Genomic DNA, 19,388 nt, shown 5'->3' on the forward strand with positions numbered 1-19,388 from the left:
TCTTTGATATTAAAAATCTTGCCCTGGACCTTCTGGAGCTGGGCTTTGTGCCTGTGCTTTTTGAGGGTTTAAGATTATATAAGTACCTAAAGCTGTTAAAGCTGCATATTTACTGTAGCTGCCTATTTTTTTTAAAGCCTCTTTTCTAGTTATATCTTTATTGTTGTTTTCAGTTTGTTTTTTCATGATTCTTAGAGTTTAAATTAGTCTAAAATAATTTTAGCAGGAATTTTGCCTAGATCTGAAACTAACTCAACAAGATAAACACCTGAAGCTAGTTTAGGAATTGAAATTTCAGAGTAACCGTTAGAATTAATAACAGTATCAAAAACTTGCTTACCTGATAAAGAAAATATTTTTAAAGTAGCATTTTTACTTTGAAGTCCTTTAACTATAATAACTTGGCTGTTTTTAGGTTTAAATAATTCAATACCTTTTGTTTCATTCGGTAAAGTTGGACTTGAACTTTTAGCACTAGTATGTAAATAAAATTGACCTGTAGAGTTTGAGTTGTTATTAAGTGTTATGGTATACTCTTTCTCCGACAAGTTGGTAAATGTATTATTCACTTTATCTTCTAAGTACACATTTAAGTTATCTGGTAAGTTTTTAATATCTGCAGAAAAAGTTATTTCTTTACCGCTTAAAGCTCTTAAACCAACAGGAATTATCATGTTTTCATAATCATTATTTGGTAATGTTTGAATAGCTAATTGTTTTCCTTGGTTATTGGTGAGTAACTCAGTAAAAATAGCTAAACCAGAAGTATCTTCTCCAAACATTTTCGAATCATAACTTCTATCATAGCCTGTAGTTTTTCCTGAAATATAAAAGACTTGTGTAGATCTTTTTGTGTTACCATTTTCGACAGATAATTCAATTGAAGGAATAGGTTCTTGCTTCATGAATGTATCTGAATTTTGATGACTTTGATTAGAGAAAGCAAAGATAAGATTGTTACTTGCTGCAGCTTCCACAAAGAAAGCTTGACCAGGAGCAATTTCAATTGGGTTAGCTGCGTTTCGGGTAGTGTATTGTGTTCCGTTCCATAACCAAATGGTCTCACTAGTAAGTATAGCTGTATTCGCAGCTGCAAAATTAGCAGAGTTAATGTAAGATGTATACGGATTCCCTACAAGGTTGTAATTAGTTCTACTACCTGTAGTAATTGCTTTAGCAATATTAGAAGTATTAGCTGTTCCACTTATTGAAGCCTCTCCAGGAGTGGCTAACTTAATAGAAACACCTGTTCCATTAGTTATTGTTCCTGTACTACCACTTTGAGCGTATAACCATGCAGGTCCAGTAATATTACTATAAGGAGCTAACCCTAAATTACCACCACTTCCACTAGCCAAGGTATGGTTAGCAATAATATCCTCTAAAGTTTCACCAGCAACAGGAGGTGATACCAAGTACCATAATGTAGTTGGTAAACTTCTTTTATAAGTAACAGTACCAGTAACAGTACTTTGTGGTATAAATGAAGCACCACTGTTTATGGTTAATGAGTTAAAGGTAACTGCAGAGTAGGCAGTTGGATAATTTGATAAACCAGAAGGAACAACAACATTTGCATTGGTTGGAGGAACTACATTAAGATCCCAGTTTGAAGCTGTATTCCAATTGTCATCAGTAGACCCTGTCCAAGTAACGGTTCCTATACCAACAAGAACATTGGTGGTACTACCTACACTGTTTAATGTCAAAACAGCATCGTTAGAAGCGGTATCTTTTAACGTCCCTCCATTTGCAGCTAATGTACCAACAGCTATACCATCAGTATCTGAATCACCTGATTGTACTGTGTATCTAAAAACTAAGGCACTAGTTCCGCTTCCGCTTTGGTAAGCTGCTTGACGCGTAGTGGCTCCAATAGTGATAGCTATTTGAGGAGTTCCCCCTGTAGTATTTACAGTTATATTCTCATCAAAATTTACAGTAAAGTCCAAGTTTTGACCTGTAAGATAATTACCGTTTATAGGAACACTAACACTTGTAACAGTTGGAGAAACAGCATCTACTAAAACAGCGGCTGTAGAACCTATACTATTTAAAGTCAGGTTTGCATCTTTTCCTCCAGCATCTTTTAAAGTGCTTCCATTGGCAGCTAACGAACCAACAGCAATACCGTCAGTGTCAAGATCTCCTGTAAGAATTGTGTGTCTAAAAACTAAAGAACTTGTTCCGCTGCCACTAATATAAGTTGCTTGGCGTGTGGTAGCTCCGATAGTAATAGCTATTTGTGGTATTCCTCCTGTAGTATTAACGGTTACATTTTCATTAAAGTTAACAGTGAAATCTAAGTTTTGTCCCGTAACATAAGTAGCATTGGCAGGTACACTCACACTAGAAACAGTAGGTGCAACTGCATTTGAAATTACAGTTGTAGTGTTGTCCGTATCATCAGTGGTACCATCATTAATAACTACTGTAAAAGTGGTTGTTTCTGAAGTAGCTGTTCTGTTGTCAGTTGGGTTGAAAGATAAAGCTCTTAGTTTTGACTGTAAATCAGTAGGTGTAGTACTCGCTATAGTATAAGGACCAGAACCAGAAAGCCCTGTACCTGTTAGTATTCCTTTTGCATCATTATCTAAAGTAATAGTAGCAGATAAATTATCATCATCTGCATCCATGGTTGTAATACTAGAAAAAGGAGCAATAGTGCTATTATCATTTACACTTTGACCAGCACTTGTACCTCCAATTACTGGTGCTGTGTTTATTACAGGTGCAGTAATTGAACTTAATGTTATGTTTTTAAACTCAATATTATCAGAATTTGAGGATCCATCTAAGTCGGCAGTAATTATAACTTCAGCAACATTAGCTACTGAATTAGTTTCACCAAAAATTGTTTTAGCGGAGACCTCCGAATCAAAACTTAAAAGGACTTGATAGGCAGCTGAAAGAGTCCATGTATCAATAGTATTACCAGAAGAATCTTTAAAGACAATTTGAGTATTAGTTAAAGTTCTCGAACCAGTGAACGGTCCCCATAACATATCATCAAAAGTAAATGTTCCTGTATTAACACCATCTCCCTTAATAGTACAGGTAAAACTAGCGGTACTGGAAACACCAACTGTTATTATTGGATTGTAAAAAGTCATATTATCAGAAACAATAATATTTGCTCCCGATGGACTTGTTGTTATTGTTTTAAAACCATTACTACTACTACCTAGTGCTGAAAAAGTATAAGTTGTTTGTGCAAAAGAAGAGTTAATTGTAATAGAGTATATAAAAAATAATATATACGAGATAAAATAGCTTTGTTTCATAATGCCTTAATTTGTAAATGAGTCATATAAATTCAATAAAAACGTTATTAACAGAGAGGTAGTGTTTCTTTATTGAAGCTTTTTGAGTAAAAACAAACATTGATACATTATATATCAATGCTTGTTTATCTATTTTAAAAGTTAATTATAATTAGTTTCTAGAAGGAAAAATACCAACTAAAGCAATAATGTAATTAACAGCCAAATAAGGTTGCAAATTGTTTATTGGTTGATTTCCTCCTGTATTTCCAACAGTAACAGTTACTTCATTTGCAGCCATGTTAGTATTTGGGGCTGGACTAGTATAGATGTTAGCATCAACTATATTAGATCTATCTATCGGGGCTTTTCCAGTGGCTAAAACATTTCCTGTAGGGTCGTTTGTAGTTCCGTCAGAGCTTGAAGCTTTAACGGTCCCTGTCGCAGCATGATTATGGCTAGGAATTTGGGTTACATTTAAAATGTTAGTTTGTGCCCCTCCTCTTTGACCTAATCTATAATCAGATAAACCAGGTCCCTGTCTAGGACCTATTGGGGCTCTACCTCTTAAATCAGGTAAAGCAAAAGTTGTTCTTCCGTCTCCACCATAAGTGGTTCCTAAAATTGAAAATAAAGCAGTGTTTTGTGATATTGGTAATAATTGGCCGTCGCATAATGCCCAACCTCTTGGAGCAAAGTTTCCTCCGAACATAACAATTTCTCCTATAAATGGATCCATAAGTAATAAAAGTTTAGTAGTTAGTGTTTAGATCAACAATTTAGTAAAAAAAACAATGCGTTTCACGTAACTATCTAATTATTTGTTAATTACATTGTTTGTTGCAAGTTTGTGAAATTACTAAATATTGAATATTTTTTTCTAAAATCAAATTTAAAGACAAACTAAACTAAACTTTAATTCTATTGTTTAAGCGTGTTTGATTGATATGCGAACGTATATTTTTAAGGTATATACGTTTAAGGAGAAATCTTATTTATTGGTAAGTGTATTAGCTAAGTTAGTTTTTTCTCCAGAAGAAAGGAGTCAATAAAATTAACACAGTAAATAGCTCTAAACGACCAATTAACATTAAAAAAGAACAAAACCATTTTGCGCCTGCTGATAAATGATTAAAATTATCTACAGGACTAACACTACCTATGGCAGGTCCAATATTACCTAAGGAAGAAGCACAGGCACCTAAAGCAGATTTTATGTCTAAACCTAAAAGAGCTAACACAACTGTACCTATTATAAATATTAACATGTATAGGATAAAAAATGAAAGTACATTAAATATAATCGTTTGATTCACAGCTTTACCATCATAACGAACAGGGATTATAGCATTTGGGTGTAGTGATTTTTTAAACTCTAAAAAACTGTTTTTCAGCATTATAATGTGTCGAACAATTTTTACCCCTCCAGAGGTAGATCCTGCTGAGCCACCTAAGAAAAATAGAGAGAAAAATATAGCGGTAACAAAAAAGCTCCACATGGTAAAATCGGCAGTAACAAAACCTGTAGTTGTAACTACTGAAATTACAGAGAATAATGAATGGCGAATAGCACTTTCTACTTCTCCCCATACTTTTGGGTGCGCTATGGTTGTTTGTAAATTAGGATCTTGAAAAAATATAATCATTACAGCAACAATAGCAGAAATACCAATAATTCCAAATAAATAATATTTAAACTCTTCGCTTTGTATAACTTTTCTCACTTTACCTTTTAATGCAAAATAGGTAAGTACAAAATTAGTACCAGCTATAAACATAAAAAAGATGATGATGTATTGAATTAAAGGAGTATCATTCCAATGGGCAACACTTGCATTTTTGGTTGAAAATCCACCAGTGCTTACCGTAGCCATTGCATGGTTTATAGCATCGAACCAAGTCATTCCAGCTACCTTTAATAGTAAAAACTCAACAGCAGTTAATAAAACATAAATTAACCATAAACGTTTAGCTGTATCGGTAATTCTTGGATGTAATTTATCAGCTGAAGGCCCAGGAGCCTCTGCCATAAAAAGCTGCATTCCCCCAATACCTAATAAAGGTAAAATAGCAATAGTAAGAACAATAATTCCCATACCACCAATCCAGTGAGTAGCACTACGCCAAAATAAAATTCCTTTTGGCATTGATTCAATATCAGTTAAAATAGAAGAACCAGTTGTTGAATACCCAGATATTGTTTCAAAAAATGCATTGGTAACACTTGGAATAGTTTCAGTAAGTAAATAAGGTAACATTCCTGTAAAAGATAATGTTAACCATCCAAGAGTTACAATAAGGTACCCTTCTTTTTTATGAATATTATTGTTGTCTGGTTTATTAAAAAAGTAGAGTAAAGCACCAAGGGTAATTGTAATTATTCCTGCGTTTAAAATCCCTAATTTAGCAGTTTCATTATAATAAATACTAACAGGAAGTGCTAGCCACATAAATAACCCGTTAAGGATAGCTGTAACTCCTAAAAAGCGATAAACTAATTTTAGATTAAGATTTCCCATTAGTTAAATAAATCTTCTACAATTGTTATTGCTTCAGGTAAACAAAAAACAATAGCCTTGTCTCCACTTTGTAATTGAAAATCTCCAAAAGACATTAAAGGCTCGCCATTTCTAATAACACCTCCAATAATAGCTTCTCTGGGAAAGCGTAATTCACGAATTATTTTTTTGGTAACTTTTGCGTTAGGTTTTACTTCAAATTCAAAAACTTCAGCGTCAACATTATGTAAGTTAGCTAAGGCAACAATTTCTCCTTTTCTAATATGGCGGAAAATATTACTAGCAGCGATTAGTTTTTTATTAATTAGAGTATCAATTCCTATGGTTTGAGAAATATTTATATAATCCATATTTTCAACCAAAGCAACTGTTTTTTTAACTCCTTTAGATTTTGCTACGAGGCAAGACATAATGTTTGTTTCAGAATCACCTGTTACAGCTACAAAAGCATCCATTTCTCTAATGCTTTCTTCTTCTAACAATTCCAAATCTCTACCATCTCCATAAATAACCAGAGTGTTGCGAAGATCTTCTGCTAGTTGTAAAGCTTTGTCTTTGTCTTTTTCAATAAGCTTGACTTTAAAGTTATCGTTACAGAGTTTTCTAGCTGTTTTTCGCCCAACACGACTCCCTCCTAAAATCATTACGTTAGTAATATCTATATGATCTTTACCAATAATAGGGTAAAGCTTATCAATACTATATTTAGGGACAGAAAAATAAACTTGATCGTTTATTTTATATTCGGTATCTCCTCTTGGAATTATTGTTTGAGAGGTACCTTCACGCTTTATAGCTATAGTAATAAAATCTACTAAACAATATTTTTCTTTCGTCTCTTTTACTGTAAGATCAAGAATAGGTGATTTATATCCTAAAGTTGTCCCCATAATGTTAAAAACACCATTTTCAAAGGCAACGGTATCGTTAAATGAAGACTGATGTAGGAGTGATTTAATTTCTTCTGCAGCTAATTCTTCAGGAGAAATCATAAAATCTACCCCATAATCTTTAAAATTAATACAAGGATTATCTAAAAACTCAGGATTACTAATTCTAGCAATAGTTTTTTTTACGCCTAGTGCTTTTCCTATTACTGAAATAGTGAAATTTGTATTAGGGCTCTCAGTAACAGCTAATAATAGGTCAGCCGAACTAACTCCTATTTCTTTTAGAAGTTTAATTGAGGTAGCGTCACCTTTTTTAGTGATAACATCTAGGTGATTGTTTAGGTACTCTAATTTTTCACCGTCAAAATCTATTACATAGGTGTCTTGAGCTTCGTAAGAAAGGAGTTTAGCCAAATGAAAACCAACGTCTCCAGCCCCGGCTATTATAATCTTCATAGTAAAATTTAAAAAAAGACTGACTGCAAAGATACTGTGCTTCTTTTGGTTGTGCAAAAAATGTTATCTTTATAAATCTACCAAGAAAAAAGATGAAAAAGATTTCAATTAAATCATGGGCTTTAGATGATAGGCCAAGAGAAAAGCTATTGTTAAAAGGAAAATCAACTTTGTCGGATGCAGAGTTAATAGCAATTTTAATAGGGTCAGGCAATAGAGATGAAAGTGCTGTTGGATTGGCTAAAAGAATTTTAGTGTCAGTAAATAATGATTTAAGTTCGTTGGCTAAGCTATCTGTAGAAGAATTAATGAAGTTTAAAGGAATAGGTGAGGCTAAAGCAATATCAATAGTTACTGCTTTAGAATTTGGAAAAAGAAGACAGTTTGAAGAAAAAGTAGTAACACCAAAAATAAGTAGCTCTAAAGATGTTGCAAAAATTATGCTACCATTAATAGGAGATTTACAGCATGAGGAGTTTTGGGTGTTGTACCTAAACAATTCGAACAAAGTTTTAGCAAAACATCAATTAAGTAAGGGCGGATTTACGGCTACATTGGTAGATATACGCTTATTGTATAAAAGAGGACTCGAGTTATCTTCTATAGGAATTATAGTATGCCATAATCATCCATCAGGAAAGTTAGAGCCTAGTAAGTCGGATATAGAGCTAACTCATAAAATAAAAAGAGCAGGGGAGACTTTAGATATTAAATTGTTAGATCATTTAATTATTACTGAAAAAGCGTATTTTAGCTTTGCAGATGAAAGTATTTTGTAGTTGTAGGTTTTACAACTAATATCTAATGAGTATGATACTGATTTACACCCATAAAGTTACTCCTCGAGTTCGTTATGTTTTCAAACAAATTTTTACACGCATTTTACAGGTTGAAATAGATTTTACAGGTAAAGTAGAAGAGTTTGTTGCTTTTAACGGACCAAAATTTTCATATACTAACGTTCCTTTAGGTAAAGAATTTTTTGTTCAGAGTAATGAATTGTTATTTCAACAAGGTATAAAAGATGTTGAAATCAATATACAAGAATGGGATGATGTACCTTGCTTTTTTTCTGCAATTGAAGCTTCAGAAATTCCATTTGATATTTTTGCTGCTAGTTTTTATTTAATTACTAGGTATGAAGAATATTTACCACATATTAAAGATAAACATGGGCGTTTTTCGGCAAATCAAAGTATTGCTTATCAGAACGGATTTTTAGAAAAACCTTTAGTTGATGTTTGGGCATACAAGTTTTTAGAGGTTTTAAAACATAAATTTCCTGATTTTGAAAACGAAGCAAGAGCATATCAATATATTTCAACTATAGATGTTGATAATGCCTATGCATACAAACACAAAAGTTTTATAAGAACTATAGGAGGGTTTTTAAAAGATGCTTCACAATTTAAAATTTTTACAATTTGGGATAGGTTTGCGGTACTTTTCAATCTAAAAAAAGATCCGTTTGACACTTTTGAAAAGATTATAGAATTAAAGAAAACGTATAACGTAAGAACTATTTTTTTCTTTTTAATAGGAGATTACACAACATTTGATACCAATGTTTCTGCTTCAAAAAGAAAATTCAAGTTGTTGATAAAAGATATGGTAGATTATGCTCGGGTAGCTTTGCACCCGTCATATTATAGCATGAACGATGTTTCTTTGTTAAAGAAAGAAAAAGAACGTTTAGAGGCTATTACCAATATTCCTATTAAACGATCGAAACAACATTATTTACGAGTTTCGTTGCCTGAAACTTATCAGCAATTAATCGATTTAGAAATAGAAGAAGATTATTCAATGGGATATGCTAGTCATGTCGGTTTTAGAGCAAGTACATGCACTCCTTTTTATTTTTATGATTTAGATTTTGAAATTCAAACGCCGTTAAAAATATTTCCATTTGCGTTGATGGATGCAACGCTTAATGACTATATGAGGTTTACACCCAAGCAGTCACTGGGAAAAATTAGAGATTTAAAAAATGAGGTAAAAGCAGTCAGTGGTACTTTTATTACGGTTTTCCATAACGAAAGTTTGAGCAACTATTTGAGATGGAGAGGTTGGAGTAGGTTGTATAATTCAATGCTTAAAATAGTTAAAGAAGGATAAAAAATATGGAAATAAAACACTTGTTTTTTGATTTAGATCATACACTTTGGGATTTTGATAAAAATTCAAAACTAACTTTTCAAAAAATTTTCCAAGAGCAAAATATTGCAATTTCTATCGATGATTTTTTAGAAGTATATATGCCTATAAATCTAAAATATTGGAGATTGTATAGAGAAGATAAAATAGAAAAAGAAGCGTTAAGGTATCATAGATTAAAAGAAACATTTGATGCTTTAAACTATAAGGTTTCTGATGATATGATTGATGTAATTTCTGAAGATTACATTCGTTATTTGCCTAGTTATAATTATCTTTTTTCTGATGCTGTAGAAGTTTTAGAATATTTAGAAAATAAATATCATTTACATATTATAACCAATGGTTTTGAAGAGGTACAGAATTTAAAACTTCAAAAATCAGGGATTGATAAATATTTTAAGCAAGTAATTACTTCGGAATGTGTTGGAGTAAAAAAGCCTAATCCAAAAGTTTTTGAATTTGCTTTAAGCAAGGCAGAAGCAGAAGCTCACGAATCGATTATGATAGGAGATAGTTATGAAGCAGATATAATGGGAGCTTTAAATTCAGGAATGATGGCAATCCATTTTTCAGAAGAAGCAAAAAATAATGGAGTACAGAGAGTGGCCTCATTAATAGAATTAAAAAATTATTTATAAGTTTATCAATAATAAAGAAATCATAACTAATAAGACATAAAATGAAAAGAATACTTTTAGTAGCATTGTTTATTTCAACAGCAAGTTTTGCACAGAAATCCATCAATAATTACAAATATGTAATCGTACCAAGCAAGTTTGATTTTGTTAAAGGAAAAGATAAATATCAAACAAGTTCATTAACTAAATTCTTATTTAATAAATATGGATTCACTGCTTTTTTAGATGATGAAGAGTTACCTGCAGAAATTGCTAATAATAGATGTTTAGCCTTAACAGGAACTGTAAAAGATGAATCAAGTATGTTTACCACTAAAAGTGTTATTGAACTAACTGATTGTTACAACAAAGTTGTATTCACGTCAAAAGAAGGTAGAAGTAAAGAAAAGGAATATAAAAAAGCGTATCAAGAAGCAATTCGTAATGCTTTTAAATCGATTGAAGCTTTAAAATATACATATGTTCCGTTACAAGAAGATGTTGTAACTAAAAACAAAGAAGTACCAGCCGTAACTGTCATATCAAAGGTAGTTGAAAGCACACCAGATGAGGTTGTTGAAAAGCCGGCTAAGGCTAAAGAACAATTATTCGCACAGCCTGTAGCTAATGGATTTCAATTAGTAAACATGAAACCAAAGGTTGTTTTTCAAGTGTTAAAAACTAATGTAAAAGATGTTTTTGTGATAAAAGATAAAAACGGAATCTTATATAAAAATGGAAATTCTTGGTTTGCTGAATACTATAATAATGATGGTAAAATAACGGAAGAATACCAAGTGAAGTTTTAATTATTTTTCTCTTAAATATTTAATAACTGCTAAGAGAAAAAGGCTAAAACCAATTACTAAACAAGTATAATATAAATAGCTCCTTTCTTCTTTAAAGACTATTGAAGAAGGGAGTATTATTCCAGATAATAAATACAAATAAACAGGTTTAATTTTTATTAAATCCATAGGTTTTAATAGTTGTATTTATCCTTCCAACGTTGTTTTAACAATTCTCTAAATTGATTTTCACGAGCATTATTTCCAGGTTCGTACAATTTAGTGTTTTTTATTTCATCAGGTAAAAATTCTTGGTTCACAAAATTCCCCGCATAGTTGTGCGAGTACTGATACTCTTTTCCGTACTCTAAATCTTTCATTAGTTTAGTAGGAGCATTTCTTAAGTGAAGAGGAACGGACAAATCTCCTGTAGTTTTTACCAAGTTTTGAGCTTCGCCAATCGCCATATAAGAAGCATTACTTTTAGCTGAATTCGCTAGATAAACAGCACATTGACTTAAAATAATCCTAGATTCTGGATAACCAATAACTGAAACAGCTTGAAAAGTATTATTAGCTAGAATCAAAGCCGTAGGATTTGCATTGCCAATATCTTCAGAAGCTGCAATTAACATTCTTCTAGCAATAAATTTCACATCTTCACCTCCTTCAATCATTCGTGCTAACCAGTATAAAGCAGCATTGGGGTCACTACCTCTTATAGATTTTATAAAGGCAGAAACAATGTCGTAATGTTGTTCTCCAGTCTTATCATAACGAACAGTATTTTTTTGAATTTTAGATAACACTAATTCATTAGTAACCTCAATTTCATCACCAGCAGCGACCAATAACTCAAAAATATTCAAAAGTTTTCTGGCATCACCACCAGAAACCTGAAGCAGAGCGTCGGTTTCTTTTAAATTGATTTTTTTTTGAGAAATGATTTCATCTTTTTCCATAGCTCTATGTAAAAGAGCAATCAAGTCATTTTTATCAAAAGAATTTAAAATATAGACTTGGCATCGAGAGAGTAGGGCAGGTATAACTTCAAAACTTGGATTTTCTGTAGTAGCACCAACCAAAGTTACCCAACCTTTTTCAACAGCACCTAATAATGAATCTTGTTGTGATTTACTAAATCGGTGAATTTCATCAATAAATAAAATTGGATTTTTCTGAGTAAATAGTCCTCCACTTTTTTTAGCTTTTTCAATAACTTCACGAACATCTTTTACTCCTGAGCTAATAGCGCTTAAAGTATAAAAAGGACGTCCTGATTCATTTGCGATAATATTTGCTAAAGTAGTTTTACCAATTCCTGGAGGTCCCCATAAAATTAAAGAAGGAATAATTCCTTGTTTAATATGATTAGTTAAAATACCATTTTCACCCACCAAATGTTGTTGACTAATATAGTCACCTAAACTTTGTGGACGAATTCTTTCTGCCAAAGGTTGATTCATTTTGTAAAAATAGCAAAGATTTATGACAGAACTTCAGAAATACTATTTTGGATTTATTTTTGTTATTTTCATGTTTATGAAAACAGAGCCACAATTAAAATTTTCTTCAACGGTTTTTACAATTCCCCTTATTTTTGTTTTTGCAATATGGTTTGTGTATTGGTTAGAAATTAAATTTGGATGGAATTTTAATAAATTTGGGGTGTATCCTAGAAATTTTAGTGGTTTAAAAGGGGTTTTTTGCTCTCCTTTTATTCATAGTGATACAAATCATCTTTTTAATAATTCTGTTCCTTTATTTGTGCTCTCTGCATGTCTTTTTTACTTTTATAAGGAGATTTCAGTGAAAGTTTTGATTTATGGGGGAATGATAACCGGATTATTAACATGGTTAATAGCTCGTGAATCGTATCACATAGGAGCCAGTGGGATTGTGTATCTACTTTTTAGTTTCGTTCTTTTTAGTGGTATTATAAGAAAGAACTACCGTCTTGTAGCGGTTTCTTTCATTACTATTTTTTTATATGGAAGCATGGTTTGGTATGTATTGCCAATTAAAGAAGGCATGTCTTGGGAAGGGCATCTATCAGGTCTAATGACTGGATTTATTTTCGCCCTCTTATATAGAAAAAGAGGGATTGTAAAAGAAAAGTTTGAGTTTTCTAAAACAGAATTTGATAAGATGTTTGATGAGGATGGAAATTACATTCCACCAGAAATTATAGAAGAAAATGAACTAAAAGAAATTAATTACAAGTACATTTATAAAGAAAATGATGAAGAGTAAGAATAAAAAATCCTGCGATAAAGCAGGATTTAATTTTTTATAGACGTTGTCTTACGGATTCATATAAAAAAGCACCACAGGCAACCGATACATTTAATGATTCGATTTCACCTAATAATGGTAGTTTGGCTTTATAATCCACCAGCTTTAAAACAGATGTACTTACTCCTTTGTGTTCAGACCCCATAACAATAGCTATTGGTTGATTAAAATTGATGTCGAAAACAGAATCGTCAGTTTTTTCAGTAGCAGCAACTAATTTAATATCAGCAGCTTTTAATTGAAAAATAGCATCTTTAATATGATCTACTTTACAAATTGGTACTTTAAAAGCAGCACCAGCTGAAGTTTTTATTGTTTCTGCATTTACAGGGGCGCTACCACTTTTTTGGATGATAATTCCGTTAACACCAGTACATTCGGCAGTTCTAATAATAGCTCCAAAGTTTCTTACATCAGAAACCTGATCTAATAATAGAAACAGGGGAGTGCTATTAGATTCTAAAGTTTCTTCTATCAAAGTATCTAAATCTTCAAATTCAATAGGAGAAATTTTGGCAACCGCTCCTTGGTGATTATTGTGTTTAGATAAACGATCTAATTTTTCAGTAGGAACTACACTGGTTGATATTTTGTTTTTTTTCAACAATTTGTCTAATTGAAAAAACAAGTCTCCTCGTAAGCCCTTCTGAAGGTATACTTTATTTATTGAAGCTCCACTTTCTATAGCTTCAATAATAGCTCTAATACCAAAAATGTTTGTGTTTTGTTCCATGCTGCAAATGTAGTTCATTTTATGGTATAAAAAAACCACCTGGTTAAAGGTGGTTTTTATATTCTATTAAGAAAGTCATTCTTAAATTAGTTAGTGTCAAAATTAGTAGATTCAGAAGATCCAAAATCTCCTCCTCCAGAAGCTTTAACAGTACCTCCTATGGTAAGGGTATAAGTACCATCTGCAGGATAACTTAAACCATCTCCATAAACATCATAAATAGTAAAAGTAAAAGTTCTACCTCCACATAATGTTACAGGTATAGAAGCAGATGCTTGACCATCAGCATAAGTTCCTTTATCTGCAGAAGCAACAACTCCTCCTTCAGAATCCAGTAATTCCCAGCTGGTTTCACTACCATATCCATCAAAAACAATATCTAAAGTTCCTGTAACTTCATTACAATTTTGTATGTAATTAATAGCAGTTTCACCACCAATAAAAAGTCCTTCAGTAGCATCAAACTTTAAAGCTAATTTATTAACGCCTATTCCTAAGTTAACATCAGATAATTGAACACTAAGTACTCCTTCATTTGAGTTTGCAGGAATGGTTACTGAAGTAGGTACACTATAAGAACCAGCAGCAGCATTTGTAGCATCTTCATCTATAGAAACACCAAAAGTTCTATCTGAATTAGATGTAGTAGATGTATATACAAAAACATCAAAAGTAGTAGTAGCTCCAACATCAACTCCAGTTGAATACAAAGCTTTACCAAAATTAATATAGTTTAAATCTGAAGTTTCTATATTGTCTTCACAATTAGAAAAAGACAATGCTATAAATAATATAGCTAAATATTTTGAAATTTTTTTCATTATTAGTTGAGTTTAGTTGTAATTAAACTACTCTCATAATTATATATGAGAGTAGCGTAATTAATAATTAGTTAATAAAAGGATTGTTTTGTACTTCTTGAATTGGTACAACCCAACTTAATCTGTCATCATCATAAGAAATTGAAGAGTTAGGATGAAAAACGTGGTTTGACCCTCTTTTAGCATTATACTTATTTCTTTTCATTGATAAGTAACTCTTTCCTTCTCCCCATAACTCGATTCTTGTTTGTAAAATGATTTCGTCTACTAAAGCTTGACCAGAAAGACCATCAACATAAGCATAGTCAGCTGGGTCAGAAAATCTTCTAGAAAGAATTTCTTTTAAATTAGTTCTAGCTAAACCATCTTCTCCTTCTTTAGCTGCCATCTCAGCAGAAAGTAAATACATTTCAGAAATTCTCATGAAAACATAATCATCTTCAATATATCTTTGACCTCCAATTACTCTATTAGCATTGTAAAACTTATTTCTAGGTTGTAAAGCATTATTTACATCAAATTGTGTTTTTCTGATATCATTAGCATCAATAGAAGCATATAAATCAGAGTCTATCCCTTTTTTATCACCTGCCCATTGGTAACTATATGTGAAAACATCCATTTGACCCCACCAAGAAACTAAATCTAAGTCATTAGCTAATGTGATATCAAATCCCCATACCCAACCAGGAGTATTTGCAGAGTTAAATCCACCAGTTACTTCACTAGAAGACATGATTGGATATCCAGCAGCGATAACTTGATCAGCCAACCTCTTAGCTTCGATGTTAGCTTCACTAGTACCTATAGCGGCATAAGTATAAGCTAATAATCCTCTAGCAACATCTTGATTTATAGGTGTAATTCCAGTTCTGTTAAACCCATCAAGTAAAGTAATAGCACTTGTTAAGTCGCTAATAATGAAGTCATAAATAACACTAGTTTCAACTGGAGCTGCTACAGAAAGATCAGATGTGTCATATAAAGGTAAAATAGTGGCTGAAGCATCATATCCTTTAACATAGTATTGAGCTAAGTAAAAATAAGCATACGCTCTTAAAGCTTTAGCTTGACCTAGAGCCCATTTATTTTCAACTTTTTCTGGAACTGCATCGTTACCTCCTAATGATTTAATTACAAGATTTGAACTACGTACAATTTTATAGTAATATCTCCAAGCCATGTAATTATCTCCATCTGTATAATCTACGGTAGCTAATAAGTTTACAAAAGCACCATATCTGTTATAGTTATTGGCAGTTAAAGCCATATCACCTGATAAGAAGTCACTAAAAATATCAAAACCTTTTTGACCGAAATCTTCGTGAGTTCCTGTACCACCGGTAAAAGCATTAACCATTGTAGAATAAATACCATTTAAGGTACCTTCCAAAATTACTGGGTTATATTGAGCTGTATATCCAACATCGTCTACAGAAATAAATTCTGTAGGAGATGTTTCTAAGAAATCTTTGTTACAATTAAATAGTGTGAGAGAAACAGCAAACACACATATTGATTTTATAATTGTTTTTTTCATTTTTTTACTTTTTAAAAATTATAATTTAACACGTACACCTAAAGCAAAAGTAGATAAAGGAGAGTATCTATAAACACTCGATCCACCAGTTATATTTGTTGTAGGGTTAAATCCTTTTCTAGCAGAAGCTAAGAATAAATTGTCTCCAGATAACCATAAGTTTAAACCAGAAATACCAGACTTTTCAAGAAATTTAGAAGGTACATTATACCCTAATCTTATGTTATTTAAAGCTAAATAATCAGATTTAGTTAAAAATCTTGTAGAAGCAGAAGTAACTCTTACGTTTTGGTTACTGTAAATTCTAGGAACATTAGTAATGTCTCCAGGTTTTTGCCATCTATTTTCAATATCTACGTGATAAGAAGAGCTTCCAGCTTGTCTGTTTTGGAATAATCCGGCATAAGCACCATCGTAAGAATAACCACCAATACCATAAGCAAATTGAGCGCTTAAGCTAATACCATGTGATTCAGCAGATAATCTAAATGCACCTCTTACATCTGGAATAGCAGATTTTCCAACATATCTTTGTGTAGATTCAGCGTAAGTTTTAGTAACTCTTTCCCCAATTACTGCGTCTGGATTTTGAGATTCAAAAGTAGCTAAGTCTAATACCTCCTCACCAGAGTCATAAACACCATTAGAATTAGCATCAGACCAGTTTTGGAACCATAAAGCATCACCAGTAGCAGGATCAACTCCGGCCCATTCAGACATATAATAGTCATAAATTCCATGACCTTCAGATCTACCAAAGTTACCATCAATATCAATTACCTTAGGCCCACCTATTGATTCATCATAAGGCATTTTAGTAATTTCTGTATCTAAAATTTCTCCATTAATAGTAAAATCTAACTTGAAATTTTCTTTTTCAATTAAATGAGCAGTAACATCAAATTCATAACCATTATTAATTAACTCACCATCATTAACTGTTATTAAAGCATCTCCACTTGAAGGTGGTAAACGTTTTTCAAAGATTAAGTCAGTTGTGTTTTTTCTATAGTAGTCGAATGAACCTTCAATTTTACTGTTTAAAATACCAAATTCTAAACCTGTTTGGAATTGATTACTAGATTCCCAAGTAATATTTCTATCTTGTATAGGTCTTACAATTAAAGAAATGTTACCATTTAAGTTATCAATATCGTAACCATCTTGACCAGCATAAAAAGCTACACCCGCTTGGTCACCTAAAACACCATAACTAGCTTTAACCTTTAAGAAATCAAAGAAACTACCTGCCATAAAATCTTCTTTAGAAACAATCCAAGATGCTCCTACAGACCAAAAAGTACCCCATTTATCTTGGAAGAATCTTGAAGAACCATCTCTTCTTATAGCTCCTGATAAGTAATATTTGTCTTTATAGTCGTAATTTAACTGACCAAAATAACTTTCTAAGTTTACTTCATCAGTATTACCACCTGCAGGTCCACTATCATTAATATAGTTATCTAAATCTGTTAATCCATTGTTTAAGTTAACAACAGTTCTTTTACTAACAAAGTTTCTATCACGTTCCCACTGGTTTGTTTCGTGAGCCGCTAAAAGAGAGAAAGAGTGATCTCCAAATGACTTGTTATATCTTAACATGTTTAAGAAGTTTTGAGTTATACCTCTAAACTGTTCTTTGTATAAACCACCACCTGCAATAGATCCATAAAAAGGATTCGTTACAGCGTTTCTTTCATAAGAGTAAAAAGAAGCAGCATATTTTGTTTCAAAAGATAAACCTTCAGTAATATCAAAAATAAATGAGAAATTACCGTTCATTGCATGACGATGATTTCTGTCTAAATCATAATGAGCATCAGCAATAGCGTTAGTTAATCCACCAAAACCTCTATTTAAACCGTAATCGTATTGATTACCACCATAAATAGGATCTTGTGTAATACTACCATCAGGGTTTCTTAAAAATAAAGGGTAAATGCTAGGGATGTTATCTGCAAACCAAAAAATAGATCCAGAATCTTCAGATTGACCATTTGTTGTTTGAACACCATAAGAGTAATCGATATTAGCGTTAGCTTTAATCCAATCAGTAGGCTTATGAGTTAAGTTTAACCTAGTAGAATAACGTTTGTAGTCAGAGTTTATTAAGTATCCTTGATCATCTAAGAAACCAAAAGAAGAAAAATAAGTTGTCTTGTCTGTACCACCACTCATTTTTACGTTAGCTTCTTTTCTAATAGAAGTTTGGTATCCATAATCAGACCAGTCTTCAGGAGTGTATCTTCTTGTTACACCTGCTCTTACTTTACCTGTAGTAGGATCGATTAATTCACCTCCGTTATTTACATTCCACATGTTATAATCAGGGTGAATACCACCACCACTAAATAAGTTAGCAGCAGCATATGCATTAGGATCAGCCGACCCTAAATATTCTCCAGTATTTTTTAAAGATTCATAAGTAGGTAATAAACGAGTATTTACACCAGTTTTTATATCTACTTCGAAATTTGTTTTACCTGCCTTACCTTTTTTAGTAGTGATTAAGATTACCCCATTCGCACCTCTAGATCCATAGATAGCAGTTGCAGTAGCATCTTTTAATACAGTTGTACTTTCTATATCAGATGGGTTAATTGAGTTAAGAGTATTACCAAAAGGAACACCATCAACAACATATAAAGGAGCACTGTTACCATTTACAGATCCAATACCTCTAATTCTAATAGTAGAAACACTACCAGGTTGTCCCGAAGTATTAATTACTGTAACACCCGCAACCTCACCGGCAAGAGCTTGTGATACGTTAGAAACAGATTTAGCTTCAATATCTTCAGTTTTAACAACTTTAGCCGTACCAGTAAATGATTGTTTAGTAGTAGTACCATAACCAACAACAACAACTTCTTCAAGTAAATTGTCACCTTCCATAGTTATGTTTATTGAATTGCTAGAACCAACTGTTCTTTCAGCTGTTTTCATACCAACAAAACTGAAAACTAAAATATCGCCAGTTTTAGCCTTGATAGAATAGTTTCCATCAAAATCTGTTTCAGTACCTTGAGTAGTACCTTTTTTTAAGATTGTAACCCCAGGTAATGGACCCGATTCGTCCGCAACAGTACCTGAAATTGTTCTTTCTTGCGCAAATGATATTTGCACAATCAACGCTAGGAATAGCGTTAAAATTCCATTAAACTTTGTTCTCATTGATGTAATTATTTGAATTAATTAGGCGCTAAAATCATAAATATATCTTAAATAAACAATTTTTTAACATTAAAAGATTTAGTTAACCTTTTAGATTTGTTTGTTTAGCAGGAGTTTTATTAAATAAAAAAG

The 19,388-nt window shown here is 32.2% G+C and carries 15 protein-coding genes; 5 read left to right on the top strand and 10 right to left on the bottom strand.

All coding sequences use genetic code 11. The features are described 5' to 3' along the window. Window positions 1-9: 9 nt before the first annotated feature. The 5 genes from N534_RS15405 to trkA all read right to left on the bottom strand — a co-directional run bounded on the left by N534_RS15405 (window position 10) and on the right by trkA (window position 7,128). A complete protein-coding gene (locus tag N534_RS15405) occupies window positions 10-186 on the bottom strand; it encodes a hypothetical protein (protein WP_197017687.1) in 177 nt (58 codons plus the stop codon). A gap of 17 nt (window positions 187-203) precedes the next feature. Beyond that, a complete protein-coding gene (locus N534_RS0101060; RefSeq protein ID WP_028890706.1) occupies window positions 204-3,284 on the bottom strand; it encodes a T9SS type A sorting domain-containing protein in 3,081 nt (1,026 codons plus the stop codon). 151 nt (window positions 3,285-3,435) lie between these two features. Then, the gene (locus N534_RS0101065) at window positions 3,436-4,002 is read right to left on the bottom strand and encodes a phage tail protein (RefSeq protein ID WP_028890707.1); all 567 of its coding nucleotides are present in this window, start codon (window positions 4,000-4,002) and stop codon (window positions 3,436-3,438) included. A 280-nt stretch (window positions 4,003-4,282) separates the two neighbouring features. After that, window positions 4,283-5,782 carry a TrkH family potassium uptake protein gene (locus N534_RS0101070; RefSeq protein WP_028890708.1) on the bottom strand — a complete coding sequence of 500 codons (1,500 nt, stop codon included), beginning with the start codon at window positions 5,780-5,782 and terminating at the stop codon, window positions 4,283-4,285. Beyond that, on the bottom strand, window positions 5,782-7,128 hold the full coding sequence (gene trkA / locus N534_RS0101075) for a Trk system potassium transporter TrkA (protein ID WP_028890709.1): 1,347 nt from the start codon (window positions 7,126-7,128) through the stop codon (window positions 5,782-5,784). Before trkA ends, N534_RS0101070 begins: the two co-directional genes overlap by 1 nt. A gap of 92 nt (window positions 7,129-7,220) precedes the next feature. Between trkA and radC the strand changes: the two genes are divergently transcribed. From radC to N534_RS0101095, 4 genes are read left to right on the top strand one after another with little or no spacing between them, the layout of a single operon-like run. Then, window positions 7,221-7,907, top strand: a complete 687-nt coding sequence (radC, locus tag N534_RS0101080; RefSeq protein ID WP_028890710.1) for a DNA repair protein RadC — start codon at window positions 7,221-7,223, stop codon at window positions 7,905-7,907. Window positions 7,908-7,932: 25 nt separating this feature from the next. Further along, window positions 7,933-9,246 carry a polysaccharide deacetylase family protein gene (locus N534_RS0101085; protein WP_231517291.1) on the top strand — a complete coding sequence of 438 codons (1,314 nt, stop codon included), beginning with the start codon at window positions 7,933-7,935 and terminating at the stop codon, window positions 9,244-9,246. Window positions 9,247-9,251: 5 nt separating this feature from the next. After that, on the top strand, window positions 9,252-9,926 hold the full coding sequence (locus tag N534_RS0101090) for a YjjG family noncanonical pyrimidine nucleotidase (protein WP_038005176.1): 675 nt from the start codon (window positions 9,252-9,254) through the stop codon (window positions 9,924-9,926). 41 nt (window positions 9,927-9,967) lie between these two features. Next, window positions 9,968-10,714: a hypothetical protein gene (locus N534_RS0101095; RefSeq protein WP_028890713.1), complete on the top strand. Its 747-nt coding sequence runs from the start codon at window positions 9,968-9,970 to the stop codon at window positions 10,712-10,714. Window positions 10,715-10,887: 173 nt separating this feature from the next. On the opposite strand, the gene N534_RS0101100 is transcribed toward N534_RS0101095, so the two are convergent. Then, window positions 10,888-12,159 carry a replication-associated recombination protein A gene (locus N534_RS0101100; protein WP_028890714.1) on the bottom strand — a complete coding sequence of 424 codons (1,272 nt, stop codon included), beginning with the start codon at window positions 12,157-12,159 and terminating at the stop codon, window positions 10,888-10,890. A 22-nt stretch (window positions 12,160-12,181) separates the two neighbouring features. Here N534_RS0101100 and N534_RS0101105 point away from each other — a divergent pair, with 22 nt between their 5' ends. Then, complete coding sequence (locus N534_RS0101105) at window positions 12,182-12,946, top strand: rhomboid family intramembrane serine protease (RefSeq protein WP_369791950.1); 765 nt, start codon at window positions 12,182-12,184, stop codon at window positions 12,944-12,946. Window positions 12,947-12,983: 37 nt separating this feature from the next. On the opposite strand, the gene rlmB is transcribed toward N534_RS0101105, so the two are convergent. From rlmB to N534_RS0101125, 4 genes are all read right to left on the bottom strand, one after another. Continuing rightward, entirely contained in the window at window positions 12,984-13,721 is a 738-nt protein-coding gene (gene rlmB / locus N534_RS0101110; RefSeq protein WP_028890716.1) for a 23S rRNA (guanosine(2251)-2'-O)-methyltransferase RlmB, read from the bottom strand. Window positions 13,722-13,807: 86 nt separating this feature from the next. Continuing rightward, entirely contained in the window at window positions 13,808-14,542 is a 735-nt protein-coding gene (locus N534_RS0101115; RefSeq protein WP_028890717.1) for a DUF1735 domain-containing protein, read from the bottom strand. A gap of 67 nt (window positions 14,543-14,609) precedes the next feature. Beyond that, the gene (locus N534_RS0101120; protein ID WP_028890718.1) at window positions 14,610-16,082 is read right to left on the bottom strand and encodes a RagB/SusD family nutrient uptake outer membrane protein; all 1,473 of its coding nucleotides are present in this window, start codon (window positions 16,080-16,082) and stop codon (window positions 14,610-14,612) included. 18 nt (window positions 16,083-16,100) lie between these two features. Beyond that, on the bottom strand, window positions 16,101-19,256 hold the full coding sequence (locus N534_RS0101125) for a SusC/RagA family TonB-linked outer membrane protein (RefSeq protein ID WP_028890719.1): 3,156 nt from the start codon (window positions 19,254-19,256) through the stop codon (window positions 16,101-16,103). Window positions 19,257-19,388 lie beyond the last annotated feature (132 nt).

It is taken from the genome of Tenacibaculum sp. 47A_GOM-205m, assembly GCF_000518405.1.
GTDB classification, from domain to species: Bacteria; Bacteroidota; Bacteroidia; order Flavobacteriales; family Flavobacteriaceae; genus Polaribacter; species Polaribacter lutimaris.